Below are 25,333 nucleotides of genomic sequence, written 5' to 3'. Positions count from 1 at the left end.
CGCAGTAGCAGTCGTTCCTACACACGAAATCGGGAGTAAGCATGCGCACTCAACTTTACATCGATGGCCAATGGGCCGATCCAGTCAGCCAAGGCACCCTGGAGGTCATCAACCCGGCCACCGAGCAAGTCATCCACGCGATTCCCAGAGGCGGCGCGCAAGACATCGACCTGGCAGTGCGTGCGGCGCGCCGGGCCTTCGACCAGGATGGCTGGCCACAGACCACTGGCGCCCAGCGTGCCGCCTACCTGCGCCGTATCGCCGAACTGATCCGTGAGCGTTCCGAGGAGCTGGCCAGGCTTGAAGTGCTGGACAACGGCAAGCCCTTGCCCGAAGCCCGCTGGGACATCGGCGATGCGGCAGGTTGCTTCGATTACTACGCGGGCCTGGCCGAGCAGCTGGACAGCGACAGCAGCGCAGCGCTGGCGATTTCCGACGACCGCTTCCGCACCAAGGTGGTGAAGGAGGCCGTGGGCGTGGTGGGCGGGATCATCCCGTGGAACTACCCGCTGCTGATGGCGGCCTGGAAGGTCGCTCCGGCATTGGCCGCCGGCTGCACCATCGTGCTCAAGCCGGCCGAGAACACCTCGCTCACCGCCCTGGAACTGGCGGCGATCGCCCAGCAGGCGGAGCTGCCCGCCGGTGTCCTGAACATCGTCACCGGGCTCGGCGGCGAGGCGGGGCAGGCGCTGGTGAGCCACCCGCAGGTGGACAAGCTGGCCTTCACCGGCTCCGGCAAGATCGGCTCGCAGATCATGGCCGAGGCCGCCAAGGACATCAAACGCGTGAGCCTCGAGCTGGGCGGCAAGTCGCCATTGCTGGTATTCGACGATGCCGATATCGAGAACGCGGTCGAGTGGATCATGTTCGGCATCTTCTGGAACCAGGGCCAGGTCTGCTCGGCCACCTCCCGGGTGCTGGTGCAGGAGGGCGTGTACGACAAACTGCTCGCGCGCCTGACCGAGGAGGCCGGCAAGATCACCATCGGCGATGGGCTGGAGGAGGGCGTGCTGCTTGGCCCGCTGGTCTCCCGGCAGCAGTACGACCAGGTGAACGCTGCGGTGGCGCGTGCCCAGGAAGACGGCGCCAAGGTGGTCACCGGCGGCGCCCGTCCTGCCGCGCTCGGCAAGGGCTACTACTTCCAGCCTACCGTCCTCACCGACGTTGCCCTGGACAGCCACGCCTGGAAGGAAGAGATCTTTGGCCCGGTGGTCTGCGTGCGCCGTTTTGCCCGCGAGGAAGAGGCGGTGGCATTGGCCAACGACAGCCGCTACGGCCTGGCGGCTGCGGTAATGACCCGCGATGATGCCCGCGCAGAACGTGTGTCGAAGGCCCTGCGCGCCGGCATCGTCTGGATCAACTGCTCGCAGCCGACCTTCACCGAAGCGCCCTGGGGCGGCTACAAGCAATCCGGCATCGGTCGCGAGCTGGGCAAATGGGGCCTGGAAAACTACCTGGAAACCAAGCAGATCACGGCCTACACCAGCAACCAGCCGTGGGGCTGGTACATCAAGTAAACGCGCACGCTCGATGGCCGCCTGGCGGTCATCGAGCCCGTTTCGCAGTCTCGAGGGAGGTAGGTTTTGAACAAGACATTGGTAGTGGTCGCCCATCCTGACCTGGCCAGCTCGCGCATCAATGCCGCGTGGTCCAAGGCCCTGCAAGGGCAACCCGGGGTCACGGTGATCGACCTCTACGGGCGTTACCCCGACGGCAGGATCGACATTGCCGCCGAGCAGCAGCTGATCGAAGCCCACCAACGCATCGTCTTGCAGTTTCCGCTGCAGTGGTACAACTGCCCGGCGCTGCTCAAGCAGTGGATCGACGATGTCTTCACCGACGGCTGGGCCTACGGCACGGGCAAGGCGGTGGCCGGCAAGACGCTGAGCATCGCTGTCTCGACCTGGTCGAAAGCGGCGGATTACCAGAAGCAAGGGCGCTATGGCCGCACGCTCGAAGAGCTGACCAGCCCCTTCGAGGTACTGGCGATGCGCATCGACATGCATTACCGCGCGGCGCATTTTCTCAGCGGCATCGGTGACCTCAGCGACAGCGCACTGAGTGAAAACGCCCAGCGCTACCGGCACTACATCACGGCGTTCGACTATCAATACAGCGTTGACATGGCCTGACAACGCCTGGCCGCCGTGCACGACAATAATGGAGGGTGTGATGGAAAGCGTATCGTTCCGCCAGATGAAAGATGGCGTCAAACACGAGTATGAGCTGCTTCACCAGCTGGAGGCGAACTTCGCCACGTTGTTGCCTGACCGGATCCTCGACTGCCTGCGCGGCCTGGAGAATTCGTTGAGCGGCTACCAGATCGATCGTCTGCAACATTCCCTGCAGACCGCCACGCGGGCCGAAAACGACGGCGCCGACGAAGAAATGATCGTCGCCGCGCTGATTCATGACCTGGGCGACGAGCTGGCGCCCTACAACCATTCCCAGTACGCCGCCTCGATCATCCGGCCTTACGTGCGCGCGGAAGTCACCTGGGTCATCAACTACCACGGGTTGTTCCAGAACTTCTACTACGTGCACTTCTTCGGTGGCGATCCCAACGAACGGGATATCTACAAGGACCACCCGTATTACCAGAGCTGCGTGCACTTCTGCGAAGCGTGGGACCAGGCGTCGTTCGACCCGGACTACCCGACGCAGCCGCTGGAGCACTTCGAACCGATGGTGCGGCGCATTTTCACCCGCCCGGCGTTCGACCCCCGTTATGTGGGCGACGAGCGCATGAGTGTCGCCATCGAGCGTTCGCTCGCCTGACCCACGCGCTGATGCGAAGCCCACAAGGAGAAGACCATGGATGATCGTGCTGCAATCAGTGGAACCACACGCGTCTTTGCCATCCTCGCCGACCCCGTCGCCCAGGTGAAATCGCCGCAGGCCTTGAACCGGCTGGCCCGCGAGCGGGACGAGGACAGCGTGCTGGTGCCGTTGCATGTCGCGCCGGCGGACCTTGGGCGGGTGGTCGCCGGGCTGCGGGCCGTGCAGAGCATCGGTGGCTTCGTGGTCACCGTGCCGCACAAGACGGCGGTGGTGGAGTACTGCGACACCGTCAGCGACGCGGTGCGCCAGGTTGGGGCAGCCAACGTGGTCATCCGCAGCGCCGATGGGCGTCTGCACGGGCATAACCTCGATGGCCTGGGTTTCGTCGCCGGGCTCCGGCTGGCCGGCATCGAGCCTGAGGGCCTGTCGGTGTACCTGGCAGGGGCAGGCGGCGCGGCCTGTGCAATCGCCTTCGCCTTGGCGCAGGCGGGTGTGCGCGCCTTGACGGTGTACAACCGCACCCCGGCCAAGGCGCGCCAACTGCTGGACCGTCTGGCCGTGGCCCATCCCGGCCTGAGCATGGGTGTGGGATCGGACAACCCGAGTGAACACGACCTGGTCGTCAACGCGACCTCGCTGGGCATGCGCGAAGGCGATGCATTGCCCTGTGATGTCACCCGGCTGGAGCCTGGCCAGGTCGTTGCAGAGATCATCATGGAGCCGGCGTCGACCCCCTTGTTGCAGGCCGCGAAGCGACAAGGGTGCCAGACCCACCCAGGCGTTTCGATGATGGAAGGCCAGATAGAGTTGATCTTCCAGACGCTGCACCGTGGTGGTTGATTCACCGCGTTACCCTTTCCCGTTCGGCCTCACTCCTGACAACAATAATCGAGCGTGCCAGATGAAGATGATGATGCGTCCCACCGTTCCCTCGTGCGCCGCGCTGTGCAACAAGGCGCTGCAGGCCGCCAAGGCCGGCCTGCACGGCGCCTGGCTTGAACTGCGTGCCCTCGACGAGCATGTCGACCCTTGCCACAGCACTGGCGCCGCTTCGCGCGCGCTGCCACTCACCGCTCACGCGCACCTGGCCGTGGGCACGCTGATGATCCCGGAGACTCAACCCTGACAACGCTGGACTTGGCTTCAGGGATACCTGCTTGGCCTTGCCGCGCCTCGTCGTACTGCTTTCGGACTGCCTGGTCGATCACTGATATCCATAACAAAAGGTGTACCCATGTCCAACAACGTTTCCCTTGAGGATGTCCCCTTCAACCGTTTTCATCGGTTGCTCTCCTTGCGTTCCAGCGGTGGTTCCTTCGTCGATGGCTATGTGCTGAGCATCATCGGCATTGCCATGCCCTTCCTCGTGCCGGCATTGGCTATCGACAGCCTTTGGGAAAGCCTGATTGCGGTGTCGGCGCTCATCGGCATTTTTCTCGGTGGCTTCGTTGGCGGGTCGCTCACCGACCGCTTCGGCAGGCGAGTCATGTACTTCATCGGGCCGGTCCTGTTCACCCTGTGCTCGTTGCTGCAGCTATGGGTCGATTCCGGCCCGGGGCTGTTTGCCCTGCGTTTGCTGATCGGTATCGGCATCGGTTTCGAATACCCGGTCGCCACGGCCTTTCTGGTCGAGTTCCTGCCCAGGAAATCCCGAGGTCCCCGGCTTGCCGGGCTCAGTATCTATTTCTTTGCCGGCGCCGCAGCGGCCTACATCGTGGGCCAGGCACTGATCGAGGCGGGCGGGGCTGACGGCTGGCGCTACGCCCTGGCCAGTACTGCATTGGTCAGCGGCGTGCTTCTGCTGCTGCGCATGGGCACGCCCGAATCCCCGCGCTGGCTTATCAGCAAAGGTTTTACCGAACGGGCGGAGCGGGTCATCAAGCAGGTCTACGGCAACGGCTTCGGGCTGAAGAACCTGCCCGAGCCCCCCAAGCCTGCCAAGCTGTCGGTGCGCAGCCTGCTGCATGCCGGTTATGGCAAACGGATGTTCTTCGTCACCACGTTCTGGACCTGTTCGGTGATCCCGGTGTTCGCGGTGTATGCGTTCGCGCCCAAGGTCCTGGAGGCGCTCCACCTCGATGCGCAGTGGTCCTCCTATGGCTCGATGATCATCACCATGATGTTCGTTGTGGGGTGCCTGGTGGCGACCTGGCTGGTCAATGCGATGGGGCGCCGCAGCCTGTTGATCCACAGCCTGCTCTGGTCGGGCCTGGCACTGTTGCTGCTGGGCACCTTCTCCGAGCAGTCCTCGTGGCTGATCATCCTGCTGTTCGCCGCCTACGCCTTCCTGATCGGCGGTGCCCAGGTGCTGCAGTTCATCTACCCGAACGAAATCTTTCCCACCGAGATCCGCGCTGTCGCCGTCGGCTTCGGCACCTCGGTGTCGCGCATCGGTGCCGTGGTGGGGACCTACCTGGTGCCGGTTTCGATTCAAACGATCGGTATCGGGCACACCTTGTATTGCGCCGCCGGCATCACCTTCATCGGGCTCGTGGTGTCCTGGCTGCTGGCACCCGAGACGCGTGGTATCGAGCTGTGCAGAGCCTCGTCGCTGGCAGTTGACGCTGAACCTGCACGCCAACCTTCGGCCAGCGCACTGCGCAGGGCGACCTAGGGCTGCGAGGAACCATGATGCAAACCCGTTACGCATTGGATCTGGACGTGGCAAACGTCATTTTGCACGAGGCAAGAGACCATGCACTTGCCCAGGGTTGGCAGGTATCGATTGCCGTGGTGGATGAAAGCGGTGGCCTGCTGGCATTCGCCCGTATGGACGGTGCCAGCCTGCTCAGCGCCGAGCTTGCCCTGGGCAAGGCCAGGACGGCGGCGGTTGGCAGGCGCGAGTCGAAGGCCTTTGAACAGATGGTAGAGGAGGGGCGCTTGAGTCTTCTGGGCGTGCAGGGCCTGACCTGCCTGGAAGGCGGCTTGCCCCTGCGGCACGAGGGCCAATGCGTTGGCGCGATCGGGGTGTCCGGGGTGGCGTCGCACCAGGACACGCGGATTGCCTTGGCTGGCTTGTCGGTTCTCGGGTAGGGAGGTTTTTGCCACGGGCGCCGCTCGATCATACAAATGTACAAACAAGACCTTGGGGCTGTGCAATCCGACGATTTTCACGCACCTGGCGCCTGCTTAATCTCCTTCTCAGGCGGCGTTGGCCATTAATAATTAGAAGGAGACAACCAGTGCCTATTCAGTCAGAACATGATCCTCGCCTGAAGCGTGCGCTCAAGACTCGACACATCAGCATGCTTGCCCTCGGTGGCGTGATTGGTGCCGGCCTGTTCGTCGGCTCCAGCGCGGTCATCGCCTCGACCGGACCTGCTGCATTCATCACCTACGCCATCACCGGCCTTATCGTCGCACTGGTCATGCGCATGCTCGGCGAGATGGCCGCAGCACATCCCGCCAAAGGCTCTTTCGTCGATTACGCCCGCCTGGCATTCGGGCGCCCGGCCGGGTACATGACCGGCTGGCTGTACTGGTATTTCTGGGTCATCGTCGTGGGCTTCGAGGCCGTCGTCGGTGGGCAGATCATCAACGCCTGGCTGCCGGACATTCCGGTCTGGGCCATCGCCTTGGGGCTGATGGTCAGCATGACCTTGCTGAACATGCTGTCGGTGCACTCGTTCGGTGAGGCCGAGTACTGGTTTGCCGGGGTGAAGGTGGCTGCCATCATCGCCTTTCTGGTGCTGGCCGGGGCTTACGTGTTCCACCTGTGGCCCAACTCCACGGCCAGCTTCGACAACCTCACGGAGCATGGTGGCTTCCTGCCCCATGGCGTCGGTTCGCTGTTTACCGGCGTGGTCGTGGTGATCTTTTCCATGACCGGTGTCGAAGTGGCCACCCTGGCGGCTGCCGAATCGCAAGACCCTTCGCGCAATATCCGCAAGGCCGTGAACACCGTGATGCTGCGCATTCTGGTGTTCTTCGTTCTCGCCACCTTGTTCATCGTTATCGTCCAGCCCTGGACCGTGCAGGTTCCCGGCAAGTCGCCATTCGTCAGCACGCTCGAGCACATCGGCATTCCAGGCGCCGGCGACCTGTTGACCATGGTCATTCTGGTCGCTGTGCTGTCGGTCCTCAACGCCGGGCTCTACACCTCTTCGCGCCTGCTCCATGTGTTGGCCGCCAATGGCGAAGCGCCGCGCTGGATCGCCGGCGTGAACCGCCAAGGCGTGCCCGTTCGCGGTGTCGTCGCCTCGACGCTGGTGGGCTACGGCTGTGTGGTGATCGCTGCGCTGTGGCCGGACACGGTGTTCCAGTTCCTGATCAACTCCTCCGGCACGGTGTTCCTGTTCGTCTACCTGATGATCTGCCTGTCGCAGCTCAAGCTGCGCCGCAAATGGGTCGCCGAGGGCACCTTGAAGTTTGCCATGTGGGGCCACCCCTGGCTGCCGCTGCTGGTCACCGCATCGATCGTTGCGGTGCTGGCCAGCATGGCGTTCGACCCTGCCATGCAAGTGAGCCTGCTGCAATGCCTCATCGCAATCGCTGCCATTGCGCTCTCGTACATCGGCTTGCAGATGGCGCGAAACCGACGCCAGCGATCGCTGGGCCAGGTCCGGCCGGCTACCGACAAAATCTAGTGTCTCGCTTTACCACCCTTGTTCCAGGCATCAACGGGAAGCCCACAGCATGTCAGCCAAATCAGATTTGTCCCAGTTACCGAACCGGCCCCTGTGGTTCGAACCTGCCCAGCCGCGCAGGCGCCTGGAAGGTGACAGCCAGGCCGACGTGGTGATCGTCGGTGCCGGCTACACGGGGTTGTGGACGGCGTACTACCTGCTCAAGAGCGAGCCGAACCTGCGTGTGGTTCTGCTGGAGAAGCGCGAAGTCGGCTTCGGTGCATCGGGGCGCAACGGCGGTTGGGCATCGGCGATCTTTCCGATTTCCCTCGAGCGCGTCACGCAGATGTACTCGCACAGCGCTGCACTGCGCTTGCAGCAGGCCATGAATGAAACGGTCGATGAAATTGGTCGTGTGCTCGCCCTCGAGGGGGTCGAGGCTGACTTTGCCAAGCAGGGCTTCCTGTCCCTGGCGCGCAGTGCGCCGCAAATGGCCAGGGCGCGCGCGGCCGTGGAGGCCTCGGCACGCTTCGGCCTGCCAGCGCAGTGGCGGGTATTGGAAGAGGCCGAAGCGCAGGCTCAAGTAGGTGCTCAGGGCGCACTGGGCGGGCTCTACACCGAGCATTGCGCCTTGATCCACCCGGGCAAGCTCGTGCGTGGCCTGGCGCGTCTGGTGGAAAGCATGGGCGCGAAGATCCATGAGCAGTCGGCGGTAACGCAAATGGCGCCAGGTGTGGTGCACACCGCGCAGGGCTGCGTAAAAACACAGATCACCGTGCGCGCGACAGAGGCCTTTACCTCCCAGCAGCCAGGGCATTCGCGTTTCGTCATCCCGTTGTACTCGCTGATGCTGGCCACCGAACCGCTGCCCCGCGAACGGCTGCGCAAGCTCAACCTGGACCACCGCATGGCGTTCAACGACATGCGCCACCTGCGGGTCTATGGACAGGTCACGGCCGAAGGCCGGCTGGTCTTCGGTGGCAGGGGCGCCCCTTACAACTGGGGCTCGCGCATGACCGACCAAGCCGACCTTGTCGACAGCATCCACGCCAAGCTCCACGACACCCTGGTCGAGTTCTTCCCGGACCTCGCCGATGCGCGCATCACCCACCGTTGGGGTGGTGCATTGGGCGTGTCGCGCGACTGGTGCCCGACGGTCAGCATCGACCGCAAGAAGCGCATGGCCTGGGCCGGCAACTACGTGGGCGATGGCGTGGCCACCAGCAACCTGGCCGGGCGCATCTTGCGCAACCTGATTCTCGAGCGCGAGGGAGACCTCGACACGCTACCCCTGGTCAATCACCGCTCGCCCTCCTGGGAGCGCGAGCCACTGCGCTGGCTCGGTATCAACAGCGGGCTGGCCGCAGCCTCGCTGAGCGATATCGAAGAGCGCTTCACCCATCGTCCATCTCGCACTGCGATGCTGCTGGAAAAGCTGACCGGTGCACATTGAAGAGGAACAACCGTGACCACTTTCACGATCATCAAGTCCGCTGCGATTCAATCGTTGCCACTGAACCCCGCCGGCCAGCGCGCGGGTGCCGACCAGGGCGATCCGCAGATCGCCATCCAGACCCTGGCGCCCTCCGCGGTGGGCAACCTGGGGGTCTGGGAGTGCCAGCCAGGTGGTTGGCCAGTGATCGATCGTCCCGATACCGAGTTCACCTACATCATTTCCGGGCGTGCGTTGCTGACTGACGAGCAGAGCAAGGAAGTCGTGGAAGTCACTGGCGGTGATCTCATCATCCTGCCGCCGGGTTGGACCGGCCGCTGGGATGTGATCGAGACCGTGCGCAAGGTCTACGCCATTTATTGATTGCCCGGCGGGGCAGGCGTCCCGCGCGGATTACCCTTTTCAAGATGTGAGAGCAAAGATGACCACCACCATTACCAACTGGATCTCCGGCACCCGTGCCGATGCCACCAGCGGCCTGCAGCAGCCGGTCTACAACCCGGCTACCGCTGCGGTCACCGGCCAGGTGCAACTGTCGGCACAGAAGGACGTGGATGCTGCCGTAGCTTCGGCCAAGGCCGCCTTCCCGGCGTGGAGCAACCTGTCGCCGCTGCGTCGTTCGCGTGTGTTGAACAAGTTCCTGGCGCTGCTCAACGAGCACCGTGACGACCTGGCCCGCATGATCACTGCCGAGCACGGCAAGGTGTTCACCGATGCCCAGGGCGAGGTGATGCGCGGCATCGAAATCGTCGAGTTCGCCTGCGGCGCACCGCAGTTGCTGAAAACCGATTTCACCGACCAAGTGAGCACCAACATCGACAACTGGACCCTGCGTCAGCCGCTGGGTGTGGTGACCGGCATCACCCCGTTCAACTTCCCGGTGATGGTGCCGATGTGGATGTTCCCGGTCGCCCTCGCTACCGGCAACACTTTCGTACTCAAGCCAAGCCCGCTGGACCCGAGCCCGAGCCTGTTCATCGCCGACCTGCTGAAGCAGGCCGGGCTACCGGATGGCGTGTTCAACGTGGTGCAGGGCGACAAGGAGGCGGTCAACGCATTGATCGAACACCCGGATGTTCAAGCCGTGTCGTTCGTTGGCTCCACCCCGATCGCCAACCACATCTACGAGACCGGTGCCCGTCACGGCAAGCGCGTGCAAGCCCTCGGAGGCGCGAAGAACCACCTGGTGGTGATGCCCGATGCCGACATCGACCAGGTCGTCGACGCCCTGATCGGTGCAGCCTACGGTTCGGCCGGCGAGCGTTGCATGGCCATCAGCGTGGCCGTGTTCGTGGGCGAAGAGACGGCAGAAAAAGTCATGCCGAAGCTGATCGAGCGTACCTTGGAACTCAAGGTGCTCAACGGCACCAACCTCGAAGCCGAGATGGGTCCGATCGTCACCCGAGCTGCCCACCAACGCATAACCGGTTACATCGAGCAAGGCGTGAAAGAGGGCGCGACACTGCTGGTCGATGGCCGCGAGTTCAACGGCCAGACGGCCGGTGAGGGCTGCGCCGACGGCTTCTGGATGGGCGGCACGCTGTTCGACAAGGTCACCCCGGACATGCGCATATACAAGGAGGAAATCTTCGGCCCGGTACTGGCTTGCCTGCGGGTGAAAGACTTCGGCGAAGCGGTGGAACTGATCAACGCCCACGAATTCGGTAACGGCGTCAGCCTGTACACCCGCGATGGTCATGTCGCCCGCGAGTTCGGCCGCCGCATCCAGGTAGGCATGGTCGGCATCAACGTGCCGATCCCGGTGCCGATGGCCTGGCATGGCTTCGGCGGCTGGAAGAAGAGCCTGTTCGGCGACATGCATGCCTATGGCGAGGAAGGGGTGCGCTTCTATACCAAGCAGAAGAGCATCATGCAGCGCTGGCCCCAGGCGATTGCCAAAGGGGCCGAGTTCGCGATGCCGACCAGCCACTAAGCTGTACTGTTGGACAAGCAAACGGCCCCGCCCACGCAGCGGGGCCGTTTGTTTCGGGCGTCAGGGTGTTTCCAGCAGTGCGGCGTTTCGGCCTGCCTGAAGGGCGATCCAGAACCGGGCGATACCCTGGGTGGTGGTGGGGTTGAAGCCGGTCAGCTGTTCCACCAGCTTGATCCGGTAGACCAGGGTCTGGCGGTGAATGCCCAGGTCCAGCGCGCTGGCTTTCCAGTTACCGTCATTGTCGAGAAAGGTGGTCAAGGTGGTCAGCAGCGCTGCGCCCTGAACCCGGTCATGCTCGATAAGGGGGCCAAGGTAGCGCGCAACCAGTGCCCGCGCCTCGGCCAGGGTCTTGGGCGCCATGATCAGGCCGGTGTCGGCTTCGCCGTAGCGCAGGGTCGGCACATTCAGTTCTGCCGCCTGGGTCAGTGCCAGGCGCGCTTGGCGTGCTGCTTCCCGGTAGCCGGTCGCGGTGGTGATCGGCCCGCTGATACCTATGCGTGTGCCCGCGCCCAATCCCTCCAGCAGCGCCTGGAAAAGCATGCCATCGTCGCGGCTTATCGCCAGCAGCAAACGGCGTTCGGTCAACAACAGAGGCGTGGCGGCATACAAAGCCGGTGCATGGTGGATCTCATCGATTGACCGAGCGCCATTGCCACCCGGTTGCACGGCGAGGGCGACCAGGGTGCCTTCCAGGCCGCGACGCTCGAGCATCGGCCGGGTGAGCGCCGGTTCGATTTCGCTGTCGAGCAGGCTGCGCAACAGCGTGGAACCCTCTTCGCGCTGCTGGTCTCGATGGATCATCTGCCGTTCCAGCTCTACCCCCAGCAGGCCCACGAGCGAGCGCACCAGGATCGAATCATCCTGCGAAAGCTGTGGGCGGCGGCTGATGATCAGGTTGGTTTTGGTCCTTCCGGGAATCGGGATCCGCTCGACATGCTCTCGGGCGTGGGCATCGGCATGCTGGCTTTCGACGACCGTGGCGCCGGTCAGCGTGTCTTCGATGGCCAGGTCCACATCCAGGCTCCTGGCCAGGATCGACAACCGACCGCGCATGTCCGATTCCATTCGCAACGCTTGCGCGTAGGTCTGGAACAGTCGCTCACTGGCATTGAAGCGCGCGCGCTGCGCCTGCAGCACACTTTCGATGACGTAGTGCGAGAGCTTGACGAACTCCAGCTCGAAGTTGCCGTGGAGCAGCGGAAAGAGCAAGCGGTCAGCGGCCTCCAGCAATGCCGGTGTCAGCGTCGGGGCATCATCGCGCGGGGCGATGACCAGTGCACTTGCGTTGCTCTGAACCAGTTTTTCCAGCCACTGCACCTGGGCCTGGTCGCCATGGGGCATGCCTACGCCGGTGGTCATCACCAGGTCGCCGGGGGATACCCAGCGCCAAGGATCGGGCAGGTCGACAGTGTGTGCCCAGGTGATCATCCTGGCAGTGCCGGCTTGACCGGCCATGGCCTCGAGCTTCAACAGGTCAATGGCGATCAGGTCTTGCACGGTCAGCATCCAATACGCTCGTTTCGCAGTGTTCGGGCAGTCAGAAGGATAACCTGAAGATGTCCAGACTTCCTGAAGATGCAAAGCAATTTCGATCAGGTCATGTGTATTGATTAAATCGATAGCTGGTATGTCGCGAGTATCAGTTCCATCAACGAGAATGGTCGCCACGCTGCAACCACAACGATGGAATCTGTCATGAAAAACGTCTCTTTCACCGAACGCATGGTCCACGCCGTGGGCTACGAACTGTTTGCCGTGCTGCTGTGTGCGCCGCTGCTGTCCTGGATCATGGGCAAGTCGCTGGCCACGGCGGGCGGGCTGGCGGTCACCCTGTCGCTGATCGCGATGGCCTGGAACATGGTCTACAACACCCTGGTCGACCGCTGCGTGGCCACCCCGCGTATCCAGTGGAAGGCGCTGGCGCGGTTCATCCACGGCCTGGGCTTCGAGGCCGGCCTGGTGGTCTGGTGCCTGCCGGTGGCGGCCTGGATGCTGGAGATCTCGCTGGTGCAGGCGTTGATGGTCGAGCTGGGCTTCTTCGTGATCATCCTGCCCTACACCGTGCTGTACAACTGGGCATTCGACAAGGCCCGGCATGCCATCGTGCAACGGCGCCTGGCGGCCTGAGCCGGTGCAGACAGACGAGCAACTCGTCCCAGCCTGTGAGAGGATGTCGGCCACCCCAGCCAGGACCCCGAACGCAGCCTGATGAAGACACCGAAAAGAATCGAACCCCTGATCGAAGACGGCCTGGTCGACGAAGTGTTGCGACCCTTGATGAGCGGCAAGGAAGCCGCCGTGTACGTGGTGCGCTGTGGCGCCCAGGTGCGTTGCGCCAAGGTCTACAAGGAGGCAAACAAGCGCAGCTTCCGTCAGGCCGCCGAGTACCAGGAGGGCCGCAAGGTCCGCAACAGCCGCCAGGCCCGGGCCATGGCCAAGGGCAGCAAGTACGGCCGCAAGGAGGCCGAGGACGCCTGGCAGAACGCCGAGGTGGCGGCGCTGTTCCGCCTGGCCGGCGCCGGCGTGCGGGTACCCAAACCGTTCGACTTCCAGGACGGTGTGCTGCTGATGGAACTGGTCACCGACGCCGACGGCGACGCCGCGCCACGCCTGAACGATGTGCACCTGGAGGCCGAGGAGGCGCGCGAATACCACGCCTTCGTCATCCGCCAGATCGTGCTGATGCTCTGCGCCGGCCTGGTGCATGGTGACCTGTCCGAATTCAATGTGCTGCTGGGCCCCGACGGCCCGGTGATCATCGACCTGCCCCAGGCCGTGGATGCGGCGGGTAACAACCACGCGTTCAGCATGCTGCAGCGCGACGTGGCGAACATGGCGCATTACTTCGGGCGTTTCGCCCCGGAGCTCAAGGCCACCCGCTATGCCGATGAGATGTGGGCCTTGTACGAAGCGGGCGAACTGCGGCCCGACAGCGCGCTGAGCGGGGAATTCGAAGGCGATGACCACGTCGCCGATGTCGCCGGTGTGATGCGCGAGATCGATGCCGCGCGGCTCGACGACGCCCGCCGCCGGGCGGCACGCGATGAGGCCGAGCATGGCCCGGCCAAGGGCGAGGAGCCGACGCCACCCTGGCTGCAATGACTCAGCGCAGCGATTAAGTACCGCACCTGAGGCATCCCCCCTTGGCACTGTGGCGCGCACTTTTCTTGGTGCGCCTCACAGGCGGGGACAGGTGTATGAGGTTGTCGGTTAACGATCTGGCGCTGGCCCGCGCCGCCCTGGCAGAGAACGGCCCTGGCGCGATGTATGACCTGCTGGCGGCCAAGGGCGACCAGTACGCGGTGCTGGCCAATGGTGTGGCCCGGGGCGATTCGATCGCCGGGGTGGCGGCCATTCACTACATGAAGTCGGTCGCCGCGGACGCGGGCGTGCCGATGGGCGACGAACAGGTCGAGGTGATTCGGCGCGGCATGGCCACGGCCTACCTGTCCGCGCTTGATGCCCGGCTGGTGGACGGCACGCTGGCCGGGCCTTTGCCACAGGCCGAGGTGGCCGCGTTTCATCGGCGGGTGTTCGAAGGCAACGGCTATCCTGCCAGCGCCTGGACCTTGCATTCGGTGTTCCTGGCCATGCCGCAGGACAGCAAGGACGCCTATTGGCGGCACGTCCTGTCTGCCGCTGGCGAGCCGTTGAAGGAAGCGCAGCTGGCCTTCCAGACCCACGTCATGATGGGGCAGAACTGCGTGCTGGGGCCGCCCGAGGTACGCAGTGCCGCCCGCGAGTGGATCAACCGCGTCGAGGCCCCGGCAGGTTGGTACGACATGGCGGTGGCGGCCTTCAACAGCCTTTTCAGGCCAGCCCCGGTCACAGAGACGTTGCCGGACGGGGAGGCGCAGTCGCCGCGCTCGCCGCTCATCATCGACATCGACACCCGCCGCAGCTCCCGGCGAGAGGTGCAGGGGCTGGACGACGTCCGTGGCGATGTGGCCGCGGGCTTCGTGACCCGGCGCCTCACCCATGGCATCGCCTTTGCCGACGCGACCTTGGCCAACAGCGATTTCGTTTCGGCGCAGAAGGGCAGCCTGGCTACAGGCGGGATCCGCCCGGGGGAACTGCAGCACGACCCCAACGTGCGTCCCTCGCAATACCTCGCCGACTTCTACCGGGAGGGCACGCAGCAGGCGGACTTCAGCCTGCGCAACGCCGCCGTGCTCAATGGCCTGGCGGCCATGACCACCCTCAACACCTTTGTCGACCCTCTGCTGTTCGACCTCGGCGGGCAGGGGGTGGGCATGACTGGCCTGGAAGACCCGGTACTGTTCGACGTCGACAACAGTGGCAGCCTGCGCCGCACGGGCTGGGCAGACCGGCACACCGGCCTGCTGGTGCATGACGATGGCCAGGGGCAGGTCGCCAGCATGCGGCAGCTGTTTTCCGAGTACTACATGGGTGAGCCTGGGCAGGCACCGTTCAACGACGGCCTGGCTGCGCTGGCCAGTGTCGACAGCAATGCTGACGGGGCGATAACCGCCGACGACCCGGTCTGGGCAAGCCTGAAGCTGTGGGTCGACGGCAATCACGATGGTCGTGTCGATGGCGGTGAACTCCAGCCACCCGCGGTGCACGGCATCACCCGGATCGGCCTGCGGCAGGTGCAGCCATTGGCTGAGCGGCGCCAGGGCAACGAGGTCATCGCCCGCAGCACATTCACGGTCAATGGCGCCGAGCGCGAAGTGCTGGCCGTGCGCCTGGTGGCCGAGCGGGTCAGTCATCAGGCCGAGGCCCATCCGGCCGGTACCTTGCTCAGGACGACGAGCGGATCGACCACCCGCCGTGCCTTCATCAGCGGGGAAGGCGGCGCCACCGAACTCGACGCCGCCGCGCTGGGCGTGGACACCGTACAGGGCGCAGGCGGCGACGATACCCTCAAGGCGGCGCCAGGCGGGAGTTGGCTGGTCGGCGGCGCAGGCAGCAACACCTACCTCGGTGGCCCAGGCGACGATGTGCTGGTGATCAGCGCCAGCGACCAGCAGGCGAACCTGCAGGGTAACGGCGGGGATGACAGCGCACTGATCGTCGGCCAGCACGGCGTCAGCCTGAACATGGCCGAAGCCGGGCTGAGCATCGCCCAGGGCGGACGTGGCCGCGACATCATCGCCAGCGGCGGCCAGCGTGGGGTGTTCATCAAGGGCGGTAGCGGCGACAGCCTGTTGATCGGCGGTGGCGGCAACGATGTACTGGTTGGCGGCACCGGCCGCAACATCATCCTCGGCGGCAGCGGCAGGGCGGTCATCTATGCCGGCCCCTCTGGTGATCGTATCCGCGCGGCGGCCGGGGGGAGCATCATCCACGCCGGTGCTGGCCCGGACCGCATCACCGGCAGCGCCGCGGACGATGTGATCGAGGCCGGGCAGGGCGATGCCCTGATCGATGGCGCAGGCGGCGTCGACCTGGTGGTCCTGCATGGCAGCCACGATGAATACCTGATCCTGCGTACCGAGGACGGCTACCGGGTGACGGATCGGGTCATGGGGCGCGACGGCAGCCTGACATTGACCGACATACACAAGCTCAGCTTCAGCGACCTTGCCGCCGTCGACCTGCGGGCGCCGGCGGCCTTGCCGGTCAGCGATACCTTCACTGCGCGGCAGCAGGCCGCCTTCGCCCGGCAAGGCGCCAGCTTCGTGGTGCCTGCCGCGGCGTTGCTGGCCAACGATGCGCCCCTTGGCAGCCAGGGGCCATTGCGCATCGCTGCGGTCAGCGACGCCCACGGGGCGACGGTGAACCTGAATCAGCAGGGGGATGTGCAGGTGACGCCGCTGCTTCAGGCGGCAACGGACATCCGCTTTCGTTATGAGCTGGTCGATGCGGCGGGCAACCGCTCGATGACGGTGTCGACTGCCAGCGGCGATGCCGCCGCACCCTTGCAGGCCCAGGTCACGCTGCTGCATGGCCAGGCGCCCGGCGACCCCTTGGCAACGCGCCAATGGCACCTCGATGCACTGGACGTGCGGCCGGTGTGGCAGGACTTCAGCGGCAAGGGCGTGCGGATCGGCCAGTTCGAACCGGGCGGCGAATTTGCCGTCGCCGCGCAAATATTCGATATCGAGCACCCGGACCTCAAGGGCAATGTCGACCCCGCTTGGTTGACCACCCAGCGCAGCGAGGGCCGCTTGCCTCAGGTGCCGTCCCAGCATGCCACCCAGGTGGCGGGCGTGATGGTCGGCATGCGCAACGACCAAGGGGGGATAGGGGTCAGCTACGAAGCGACGCTCGGCGGGCACTACCTGGCCAATCAGGGTGACGACCTGACCGGCCTGGGGCAGATGGTCAACTATGACATCGCCAACCACAGCTGGGGGTTCAAGCACGATTTCGCCGTGCACAATGTGCTGCAAGGCCGGGTAGACGACACCCTGGCCCTGGTGCTGAGCACGTCGCTGGCGGCTGCCAACGGCCGCAGCGGGCTGGGCACCGTGCTCGTGGCGGCGGGGGGCAACCAGCGTGACAAGGGGGGCAGTGCGCAAGGTTCGCTGATCAACAACTCGCGCCATGCCATCGAGGTGGCGGCAATCAATGCCCGTGCCGACCTGTCGCTGCTGCAGGTGGCCAGTGCACCGTTCTCCAACCCCGGTGCCAGCCTGCTGGTCGCCGCCCCCGGCAGCCAGGTGCTGTCGACCGGTGTCAGCCTGCGGGCCGAGCGCGGCGCGCAGGTGGGCAGTGCCTACGGCCTGACCCAGGGCACCAGCCTGGCTGCGCCGATGGTCTCCGGGGTGGTGGCGCTGATGCTGCAGGCCAACCCGCGTCTCGGTTACCGGGATGTCCAGCAGATCCTCGCGGTGTGCGCGCGCCAGGTCGATGACCGTGCTACCGCCTGGCAGGGCAACGCCGGCCGCAGCTGGAATGGCGGTGGCATGCGCGCCAGCCACGACTATGGTTTCGGCCTGGTCGATGCGCGTGCGGCGGTGCGCCTGGCCGAGTCGTGGGGCTGGCAGGCGAGCACGGCCAACGAGCGGCAGCTGAGCGCCGGCAGCGCGGCCCTGGACGAGCGGATTCTGCCGGGGCAGGTCGCGACCTTCACCTTGAACATGCCAGGCGATGTGCGGGTCGAGCATGCCGAGGTCGATTTCTACGCCGTGCTCGGTCGCCTGGGTGACCTGACCCTGGCGCTGATTTCGCCCCACGGAACACGCAGTGTCTTGCTCGAGCGCGCAGGCAAGGCGCCCGGCAGTGATGACGCGGACGCCGGCAGCCTGCGCTCGGGCTGGTTCAAGCATGGGCTGATGTCCACCCATTACCGTGGCGAAGCGTCCGCAGGTGACTGGCGGCTGGAGGTCGGCGCCGCCGCCAAGGGACTGCCGCTGACACTGCACCGCTGGACCCTGCGTCTGGTGGGCAGTTCGAGCGGTCGCGACGATGTGTACCTGTACACCGATGAATACCCCCATGCCTTGGCCCAGGACCCCCGCCGCCAGGTGCTGGACGATGCGGCCAACGGTGGCGCCGGGGGGCGCAACACCTTCAATGCAGCGGCGGTCAGCGGCAGCGTGGCGGTGGACCTGGGCAGTGGCATCGCCTTGCTCGGTGGCACCCCGCTGACGATCACCCCAGGCTCGGTGCACAACCTCATCAGCGGCGATGGCGACGATACCCTCAGTGCCGGGGCGATTGGCGCGCTGCTCGATGGCGGGCGCGGCAGCAATCTGCTCAGGGGCGGAGCGGGCACTGACCGCTACGTGATCCACCGGCGGGCGGGCGGCAGTGATGTGATCGAACAGTTCGATGGCGCCCGGGAAGTGGTCGACCTGGTCGGGTTTGCCGGTATGGGGTTCGCCGACCTGCGCCTGCGCCAGGAAGGCAGCGCGGTGCTGGCACTGCTCGGCGATGGCCAGACAGTGCGTTGGCCGGACCTGCCGCCGGAGGCGCTGGGGCCACGTCATTTCCGCTTCCTGGCCTCGGTCGACAGCGCGCCGGGATACCTGACAGGCGATCCCGAGGCAGCGCTGCAGCTACCCACCACCCATCGGGTACTGCTGGAGGGCGGCGGCAAGGGGGTGTCGCTGGAACTGGATGAGGCGGGGCAGTGGCGGGCGGCGTTGGACGGTATCCTCTATCGGCCGGCCGGCGCCGAGCCCTGCGTGTTCGTGGTGGTGCGCCAGGCGCAGGCGATGGACTACAAGAACACGGTGCGCGGTTTTCGCCATGGCCTCGACAAGATCGACCTCAGCCAGGCCGGTGTCCGCAGCTACCTGGACTTGCAGATCGACAAGGACGAGCGTTTTCACCTGAACGGCTTCGCCCAGATTCACGGCGTGTCGATCTCGACCCGGGACAAGGGGGTGAAGCTGCTCTATCTGGATGCCCTGGAAGTCGCCCAGGTCAGGCCGGGCGACTTCCTGTTTGCCCAGCCAACCTGAGCCAGTGCCGACTATTGCCTTTGATGCACTGCATAATCTCGTCATCCGGCCTTTTCACTGGCGCGCGACAGGCATAAGGTATACGCCGTTCAAAAATGCCCTGGAGCTGTCATGTCCAACCGTTTCCCTTCCGTTCGTCCACGCCGCCTGCGCCAGAACGATTCCCTGCGCACGATCTTCCAGGAAACCGAATTCCGCCTGGAAGACCTGATCCTGCCGATCTTCGTCGAGGAAGGCATCGACGACTTCGTGCCGATCAGCAGCATGCCGGGGGTCAACCGCATCCCTGAGAAGCGCCTGGCCGAGGAAATCGAGCGCTATGCCCGTGCCGGCATCAAGTCGGTGATGACCTTTGGCGTCTCGCACAACCTCGACGCCACCGGCAGCGACACCTGGAACGAAAACGGCCTGGTCGCGCGCATGGCGCGCATCTGCAAGGACAGCGTGCCGGAGATGGTGGTGATGTCCGATACCTGCTTCTGCGAATACACCAGCCACGGCCACTGCGGCGTGCTGCACGAGCATGGCGTGGACAACGACGCCACCCTGGCCAACCTGGGCAAGCAGGCGGTGATCGCCGCCGCCGCCGGTGCCGACTTCATCGCCCCGTCGGCGGCGATGGACGGCCAGGTCCAGGCCATCCGCAGCGCCCTGGACGGTGCCGGCTTCCACGACACCGCGATCATGGCCTATTCGACCAAGTTCGCCTCGTCGCTGTATGGCCCGTTCCGTGAAGCCGGCGGCACGGTGCTCAAGGGCGACCGCAAGAGCTACCAGATGAACCCGATGAACCGCCGCGAAGCGGTGCGCGAGTCGCTGCTCGACGAGCAGGAGGGGGCCGATGTGCTGATGGTCAAGCCGGCCGGCGCCTACCTCGACGTGATCGCCGACATCCGCGCCGCCTCGCGCTTGCCGCTGGCGGCCTACCAGGTGAGCGGCGAGTACGCGATGATCAAGTTCGGCGGCCTGGCTGGCGCCATCGACGAGGGCCGGGTGGTGCGTGAGAGCCTCGGCGCGATCAAGCGTGCCGGTGCCGACCTGATCCTGACCTACTTCGCCATGGACCTGGCCCGCGACGGCATCTGATGTGAGATCGAGCGCCGCTAACGCGGCGCTCAAGCTTCAAAGCGCAGCCGCCTCTTGCAGGCTCATCGACTTCGTCTCCGGTGCCAGCAGCAGCGATACCGCCAGCCCCAGCATGGTGATCGCGGTGGCCGCGAACAGCGTGTTGGCGATGCCGAACTGCTCCAGCGAAATCGGCACCAGCCAGGTGCCGATGGCCGAACTGAACGCCGCCAGCGACGCGCCCATGCCGACCGCGAAGGCGCGGATCTCGGTGGGGAACAGCTCGTTCGGGTAGACGAATTCCAGCACCTGGGCACCGCCGATGAACAGCGCGTAGGCGCCGAACAGCGTCAGCACCACCCAGCCCTGGGCATCCGGGAACAGCCCCAGGCCCAGCAATGCCAGCCCCGACCACAGGAAACTGTGGATGATGATGGTGCGCCGGCCCAAATGGTTGATCAACCAGGTGGCCACGCAGCAGCCCAGCACCAGGATCAGGGTGATGCCCATCGAGCCCAAGGCCGCCAGGTTGCCGGTCAGCTTCAGCGCCTGGAACAGCTTGGGCACGAAGGCGTACACGGCGAACAGCGGGATCACCGCGCAGGCCCAGAAGCTCACCACGAAGAAGATGCGCTTGCCGTAGCCGGCACGCAGCGCGTCGAGAAACGACATCGCCTGGCCGCTGGCGTTGTCATCAGCGATGTTGCGCAAGGAGAAGTCATCGCCATAGACCTGGCGGATGACCTGCTCGGCTTCCTGGCGGCGGCCTTTGCTCAGCAGCCAGCGCGGCGACTCCGGGGTGCCCAGGCGGGCCAGCAGCAGCAGGCCGGCGATGAGTGCCGGGCTGGCCATGACTGCCCGCCAGTGTTCGGGGCCGGCGTCGGCCAGCATGAAGTTGCCGGCGATGTAGGCCAGGGCCGCGCCGACGAACCACAGCACGGTCAGCAGCGACAGGCGGCCACCGCGGGACTTCTGCGGCAGGAACTCGGTCAGCAGGGAACCGGCTGCGGTGTACTCGATGCCCACGGCCAGGCCGCAGCTCAGGCGCAGCAGCGACAGGATCAGCGGGTCCTGGACCACCAGCATGCCCAGGGACGCCAGCAGGACGATCGCCGGGGCCACGAAGAACAGCTTCTGGCGGCCCACGCGGTCGGTCAGCCAGCCACCGAAGAAGCCGCCGGCGAACACCCCGAGCAGGGCCATGGCGGCGATCATGCCTTGCCAGACACCGCTCAGCTGCAGGGCGGCGGTCATGGGAAGGTTGGCCACGCCGATGATGCTGAGGATGTAACCGACCATCACCCAGCCCAGGCCGGTGCGCAAAGTCAGCAGTTGGTGGAAGCTGTTGATGGCAACATCGTCGATCATGACGGGTTGTGCAGTGGAACGCATGATTTTCTCTTGATTCATTGAAGGTTGCGGGCGCTGATGGCCCACGGTGTCAGACTTCCAGGCCGGCGCGGAACTGGCCCCACTTGAGCACCGAGTTCACGCCGATCGACAGAAACGGCTGTGGCGGGGTCTTGTTCGGGCCTGGCGAGGCCAGCAGGAAGTCGATGTGTTCGTTGCGCTCACCCACCAGCCAGTCGGCCAGCAGCTTGCCGGTGGCGGTGCCGCGGGTGATGCCCAGGCCGTTGCAGCACAGCGCGCCGTACACGTTCGGCGCCAGTTGGCCGAAGAAGCCTTCGTGGTTTTCCGACAGGCAGATGGCGCCGCTCCAGGAATACTCGAAGTCGACCTTGCCGAGCATCGGGAAGCGCCGCTCGAACGACTTGCGGTGGGCCGGCAGGTGGCGCTGCAGGGCGTTGGCCCGTGGCCGGCCGTCGGGGTAGAAGTTGAAGCTGTTGCGGATCAGGATGCGGTTGTCGACGGTGCGGCGCACGGTGCTGCCGAACGGGTGCGCGGGGATCACTCCCCACACCGGCTGGCCACCCAGGCGCGCCTGCTCCTCGTCAGTCAGCTGGCGGCTGAGGCTGGCATACAGGAAGGTCGGCAGCAGGCGCCCCTTGAGGAAGCCGAAGGCCGAAGCGAAGCCGTTGTTGGCCAGGATCAGCTTGTCGGTGACGATCGTGCCGCGAGGGTGGGTCAGGGTGATGCGTTCGCCCTGGTCGATCGCGGTGATCGGGGTGTTTTCATACAGGGTGACGTTGGCTGGCAGGTGGTCGGCCAGGCCCTTGACCAGTGCCGAGGGCTGCAGCAGCAGGGTGCCAGGGATGTGCAGGGCCTTCTTGTAGTACGAGGTGCCGATATGCGCCGGCAGGTCCGGCTCGTCGATCAGGGTGGCGCTGCAGCCGATCTTCTCCAGGCCGCTGCGGTAGGCCTCGAGGATGGCGATGCCCTTGGCGCCGACGGCGGCCTGGTACTTGCCGGAGTCGGACATCTGGCAGTCGATGCCGTTGCGTTCGACGATGTCGCGCAGGTAATCCTGGCCGAGGGTGTTCAGGCGCAGGACCTTGGTCGCGGTGGTGACGTCGCCGATGTAGTCCTTGGCGCCGATATCGTGGGGCACGTCGATGGCGAAACCGGCATTGCGCCCGGCCGAGCCGAAGCCGACTTCCTGGGCCTCGATCAGCACGATTTCTTCATTGGGGAAGTTCAACGCCATCTGGCGCGCTGCGGCCAAGCCGGTCAGGCCTGCGCCGACGATGGTCCAGCGCGCGTCCTTGCGGCCGGTATGGCCAGGGCGCGGCTGGCGCTTGCGGCTGGTGTGGTACCAGCCGGGACGGGCGTCATCGCCAGGCAACGAAGTGACTTTGTGCATTTTTATACTCCGGTTAACGACCTTGCACGCTGGCCTGCCGAGGCGCTGTCCCGGCCGCCTGGTGCGACATTTTGTCATTGTCTATCGGCATAATACAATTTGTCTACTATTCGCTCTTTCCCCTGTCGATTCTTCATGCTCAGAAAAAATCAGTAAGCGCTGAATTATTTAGTGTCCCGTTGTATCTGATCCCATAGAGCCATCAGCGACTGGGACACAGGCATGAAATCTCGCAAGAAAAGCGTCAAGCCAATCGGCTTGAAAGACATCACCATCGTCGACGACGCCAAGATGAAGAAGGCGATCACCGCCGCGGCCCTGGGCAACGCCATGGAATGGTTCGACTTCGGTGTGTATGGCTTCGTCGCCTACGCCCTGGGCAAGGTGTTCTTCCCCAACGCCGACCCCAGCGTGCAGATGATTGCGGCCTTGGCCACCTTCTCCGTGCCGTTCCTGATCCGCCCCTTGGGCGGGTTGTTCTTCGGTGCCCTGGGCGACAGGTTCGGGCGGCAGAAGATCCTTGCCGCGACCATCGTGATCATGTCGCTGAGCACCTTCGCCATCGGCCTGATACCGTCCTACGCCTCGATCGGCATCTGGGCGCCGATCCTGCTGTTGCTGGCGAAAATGGCCCAGGGCTTCTCGGTCGGAGGGGAGTACACCGGCGCCTCGATCTTCGTCGCCGAGTACGCGCCAGACCGCAAGCGGGGCTTTCTCGGCAGTTGGCTGGACTTCGGCTCGATCGCCGGCTTCGTGCTGGGCGCCGGTGTGGTGGTGCTGATCTCCACCCTGCTGGGCGAGGAAAAATTCCTCGAATGGGGTTGGCGCCTGCCGTTCTTCCTGGCCTTGCCGCTGGGCATCATCGGCCTGTACCTGCGCCACGCGCTGGAGGAGACGCCGGCGTTCCAGCAGCACGTCGAAAAGCTCGAACAGGGCGACCGCGACGGCCTGGCCTCAGGCCCCAAGGTGTCGTTCAAGGAAGTCGCCACCCAGCACTGGCGCAGCCTGGTGACCTGCATCGGCGTGGTGATCGCCACCAACGTCACCTACTACATGCTGCTCACCTACATGCCCAGCTACCTGTCGCACAACCTGCACTACAGCGAAGACCACGGCGTGCTGATCATCATCGCGATCATGGTCGGCATGTTGTTCGTGCAGCCACTCATCGGGCTGATGAGCGACAAGTACGGCCGTCGACCGTTCATCGTGGTGGGCAGCGTGGGGCTGTTCGCGCTGGCCATCCCGGCCTTCATGCTGATCAACAGCGGCGCGCTCGGCCTGATCTTCTCCGGCCTGCTGATCATCGCCGTGCTGCTGAACTTCTTCATCGGCGTGATGGCCTCGACCCTGCCGGCGATGTTCCCCACCCACATCCGCTACAGTGCCCTGGCCAGCGCGTTCAACATCTCGGTGCTGATCGCCGGGTTGACCCCGACCATCGCCGCCTGGCTGGTGGAAAGCAGCGGCAACCTGTACATGCCGGCGTACTACCTGATGGTGATCGCCGCAGTCGGCCTGCTCACCGGCCTGACCATGAAGGAAACCGCCAACAAGCCCCTGCGCGGCGCCGCACCGGCGGCTTCGGATATCGAGGAGGCGCGTGAGCTGTTGCAGGAGCACCACGACAACATCGAGCAGAAGATCGAAGACATCGATGCGCAGATCGCCGAGCTCGAGGCCAAGCGCAAGCTGCTGGTGCAGCAGCACCCGCGCATCGACTGAGGGGAGGGCTCAGCGAGGCATTTCGCGGGCCAGGGTGCTCTTGATGGTGCGTTCGACCACGTCGACCAGGACCATGGTCTGGTGGTCCACCTCGATGTTGAGCAGCGCGCCGGCCGGGTAATGGCTGAAGGTGGTCTGGCGCAGGGTTTCCGGGATCAGGTTGATGGTCACCACGTTGTCCTCGACATCGGCGACCGTCAGGCTGCAGCCGTTGACGCCGAGGAAACCGCGCGGGAACACGTACTTGCCCCACTCGGGCGGCATGCGAAAGCGGATGAAGGCGCCGGTTTCTTCGATCAACAGTTCGACCACTTCGGCGGTGCAGGCGATGTGGCCTGCCATCAGGTGGCCGCCGACTTCGGCGTTCATCTTCGCCGAACGTTCGATGTTGACGCCCTGGCCGGCCTTGAACAGACGCAGGTTGGTGCGTTCCAGGGTGGCGGTCATGGCATCGAACTTGACCTGGGTACCGTGGATCTCGGTGACCGACAGGCAGGTGCCTTCGACACTGACGCTGGCGCCGATCTTCAGCTCGTCGAGCAGGTCGGGAGTGAGGTCGATGGTGAACTGGTTGTGGCCCGGGTAGGTGGTCACATCTAGGAGAGGGCGGACGGCCTGGACGATGCCGGTGTACATGGGTTGCTCCTGGGCACTGAGATGGAAATCATCAGG

At 65.0% G+C, this 25,333-nt stretch carries 20 protein-coding genes; 16 read left to right on the top strand and 4 right to left on the bottom strand.

Annotated elements, in window-relative coordinates:
- Positions 1-41: 41 nt before the first annotated feature.
- From ACIP21_RS08515 to ACIP21_RS08465, 11 genes are all read left to right on the top strand, one after another.
- Positions 42-1,517 carry an aldehyde dehydrogenase family protein gene (locus tag ACIP21_RS08515; RefSeq protein ID WP_400686374.1) on the top strand — a complete coding sequence of 492 codons (1,476 nt, stop codon included), beginning with the start codon at positions 42-44 and terminating at the stop codon, positions 1,515-1,517.
- Between the two features lie 66 nt (positions 1,518-1,583).
- On the top strand, positions 1,584-2,132 hold the full coding sequence (locus ACIP21_RS08510; protein WP_400686371.1) for an NAD(P)H-dependent oxidoreductase: 549 nt from the start codon (positions 1,584-1,586) through the stop codon (positions 2,130-2,132).
- A gap of 40 nt (positions 2,133-2,172) precedes the next feature.
- Entirely contained in the window at positions 2,173-2,778 is a 606-nt protein-coding gene (locus ACIP21_RS08505) for an HD domain-containing protein (RefSeq protein ID WP_400686369.1), read from the top strand.
- 36 nt (positions 2,779-2,814) lie between these two features.
- A complete protein-coding gene (locus tag ACIP21_RS08500; RefSeq protein ID WP_400686366.1) occupies positions 2,815-3,621 on the top strand; it encodes a shikimate dehydrogenase family protein in 807 nt (268 codons plus the stop codon).
- A 73-nt stretch (positions 3,622-3,694) separates the two neighbouring features.
- The gene (locus tag ACIP21_RS08495; protein ID WP_400686363.1) at positions 3,695-3,907 is read left to right on the top strand and encodes a hypothetical protein; all 213 of its coding nucleotides are present in this window, start codon (positions 3,695-3,697) and stop codon (positions 3,905-3,907) included.
- A 108-nt stretch (positions 3,908-4,015) separates the two neighbouring features.
- Complete coding sequence (locus tag ACIP21_RS08490; protein ID WP_400686360.1) at positions 4,016-5,395, top strand: MFS transporter; 1,380 nt, start codon at positions 4,016-4,018, stop codon at positions 5,393-5,395.
- 17 nt (positions 5,396-5,412) lie between these two features.
- The gene (locus ACIP21_RS08485) at positions 5,413-5,814 is read left to right on the top strand and encodes a heme-binding protein (RefSeq protein WP_400686357.1); all 402 of its coding nucleotides are present in this window, start codon (positions 5,413-5,415) and stop codon (positions 5,812-5,814) included.
- 149 nt (positions 5,815-5,963) lie between these two features.
- Positions 5,964-7,367, top strand: coding sequence for an amino acid permease (locus ACIP21_RS08480; protein WP_400686355.1), 1,404 nt, complete (start codon positions 5,964-5,966; stop codon positions 7,365-7,367).
- 49 nt (positions 7,368-7,416) lie between these two features.
- Positions 7,417-8,799, top strand: coding sequence for an NAD(P)/FAD-dependent oxidoreductase (locus ACIP21_RS08475; protein ID WP_400686352.1), 1,383 nt, complete (start codon positions 7,417-7,419; stop codon positions 8,797-8,799).
- A 12-nt stretch (positions 8,800-8,811) separates the two neighbouring features.
- The gene (locus tag ACIP21_RS08470) at positions 8,812-9,162 is read left to right on the top strand and encodes a cupin domain-containing protein (protein WP_400686349.1); all 351 of its coding nucleotides are present in this window, start codon (positions 8,812-8,814) and stop codon (positions 9,160-9,162) included.
- 58 nt (positions 9,163-9,220) lie between these two features.
- Positions 9,221-10,732 carry a CoA-acylating methylmalonate-semialdehyde dehydrogenase gene (locus ACIP21_RS08465; protein WP_400686347.1) on the top strand — a complete coding sequence of 504 codons (1,512 nt, stop codon included), beginning with the start codon at positions 9,221-9,223 and terminating at the stop codon, positions 10,730-10,732.
- A gap of 60 nt (positions 10,733-10,792) precedes the next feature.
- Here ACIP21_RS08465 and ACIP21_RS08460 read toward each other — a convergent pair whose 3' ends face one another.
- Entirely contained in the window at positions 10,793-12,238 is a 1,446-nt protein-coding gene (locus ACIP21_RS08460; protein ID WP_400686344.1) for a PucR family transcriptional regulator, read from the bottom strand.
- Between the two features lie 189 nt (positions 12,239-12,427).
- Here ACIP21_RS08460 and ACIP21_RS08455 point away from each other — a divergent pair, with 189 nt between their 5' ends.
- The 4 genes from ACIP21_RS08455 to hemB all read left to right on the top strand — a co-directional run bounded on the left by ACIP21_RS08455 (position 12,428) and on the right by hemB (position 20,196).
- A complete protein-coding gene (locus ACIP21_RS08455) occupies positions 12,428-12,859 on the top strand; it encodes a multidrug/biocide efflux PACE transporter (protein ID WP_400686342.1) in 432 nt (143 codons plus the stop codon).
- A gap of 81 nt (positions 12,860-12,940) precedes the next feature.
- Complete coding sequence (locus ACIP21_RS08450; protein WP_400686340.1) at positions 12,941-13,834, top strand: PA4780 family RIO1-like protein kinase; 894 nt, start codon at positions 12,941-12,943, stop codon at positions 13,832-13,834.
- A gap of 95 nt (positions 13,835-13,929) precedes the next feature.
- Positions 13,930-19,110: a S8 family serine peptidase gene (locus ACIP21_RS08445; RefSeq protein ID WP_400686337.1), complete on the top strand. Its 5,181-nt coding sequence runs from the start codon at positions 13,930-13,932 to the stop codon at positions 19,108-19,110.
- Between the two features lie 111 nt (positions 19,111-19,221).
- Positions 19,222-20,196: a porphobilinogen synthase gene (gene hemB / locus ACIP21_RS08440; RefSeq protein ID WP_400686334.1), complete on the top strand. Its 975-nt coding sequence runs from the start codon at positions 19,222-19,224 to the stop codon at positions 20,194-20,196.
- Positions 20,197-20,232: 36 nt separating this feature from the next.
- On the opposite strand, the gene ACIP21_RS08435 is transcribed toward hemB, so the two are convergent.
- Both ACIP21_RS08435 and ACIP21_RS08430 read right to left on the bottom strand, forming a co-directional pair.
- Positions 20,233-21,567, bottom strand: coding sequence for an MFS transporter (locus tag ACIP21_RS08435; RefSeq protein ID WP_400686332.1), 1,335 nt, complete (start codon positions 21,565-21,567; stop codon positions 20,233-20,235).
- Positions 21,568-21,616: 49 nt separating this feature from the next.
- Entirely contained in the window at positions 21,617-22,936 is a 1,320-nt protein-coding gene (locus ACIP21_RS08430; protein ID WP_400686329.1) for an NAD(P)/FAD-dependent oxidoreductase, read from the bottom strand.
- Positions 22,937-23,158: 222 nt separating this feature from the next.
- Here ACIP21_RS08430 and proP point away from each other — a divergent pair, with 222 nt between their 5' ends.
- Positions 23,159-24,661, top strand: coding sequence for a glycine betaine/L-proline transporter ProP (gene proP / locus ACIP21_RS08425; protein WP_400686326.1), 1,503 nt, complete (start codon positions 23,159-23,161; stop codon positions 24,659-24,661).
- Between the two features lie 9 nt (positions 24,662-24,670).
- Here the strand turns inward: proP and ACIP21_RS08420 are convergent, their stop codons facing one another.
- Positions 24,671-25,297 carry a riboflavin synthase subunit alpha gene (locus ACIP21_RS08420; protein WP_400686324.1) on the bottom strand — a complete coding sequence of 209 codons (627 nt, stop codon included), beginning with the start codon at positions 25,295-25,297 and terminating at the stop codon, positions 24,671-24,673.
- Between the last annotated feature and the right edge of the window lie 36 nt (positions 25,298-25,333).

Source organism: Pseudomonas sp. NPDC089401, assembly GCF_044749485.1.
GTDB lineage: Bacteria > Pseudomonadota > Gammaproteobacteria > Pseudomonadales > Pseudomonadaceae > Aquipseudomonas.
This window is presented reverse-complemented; position numbering and strand designations above follow the sequence as displayed.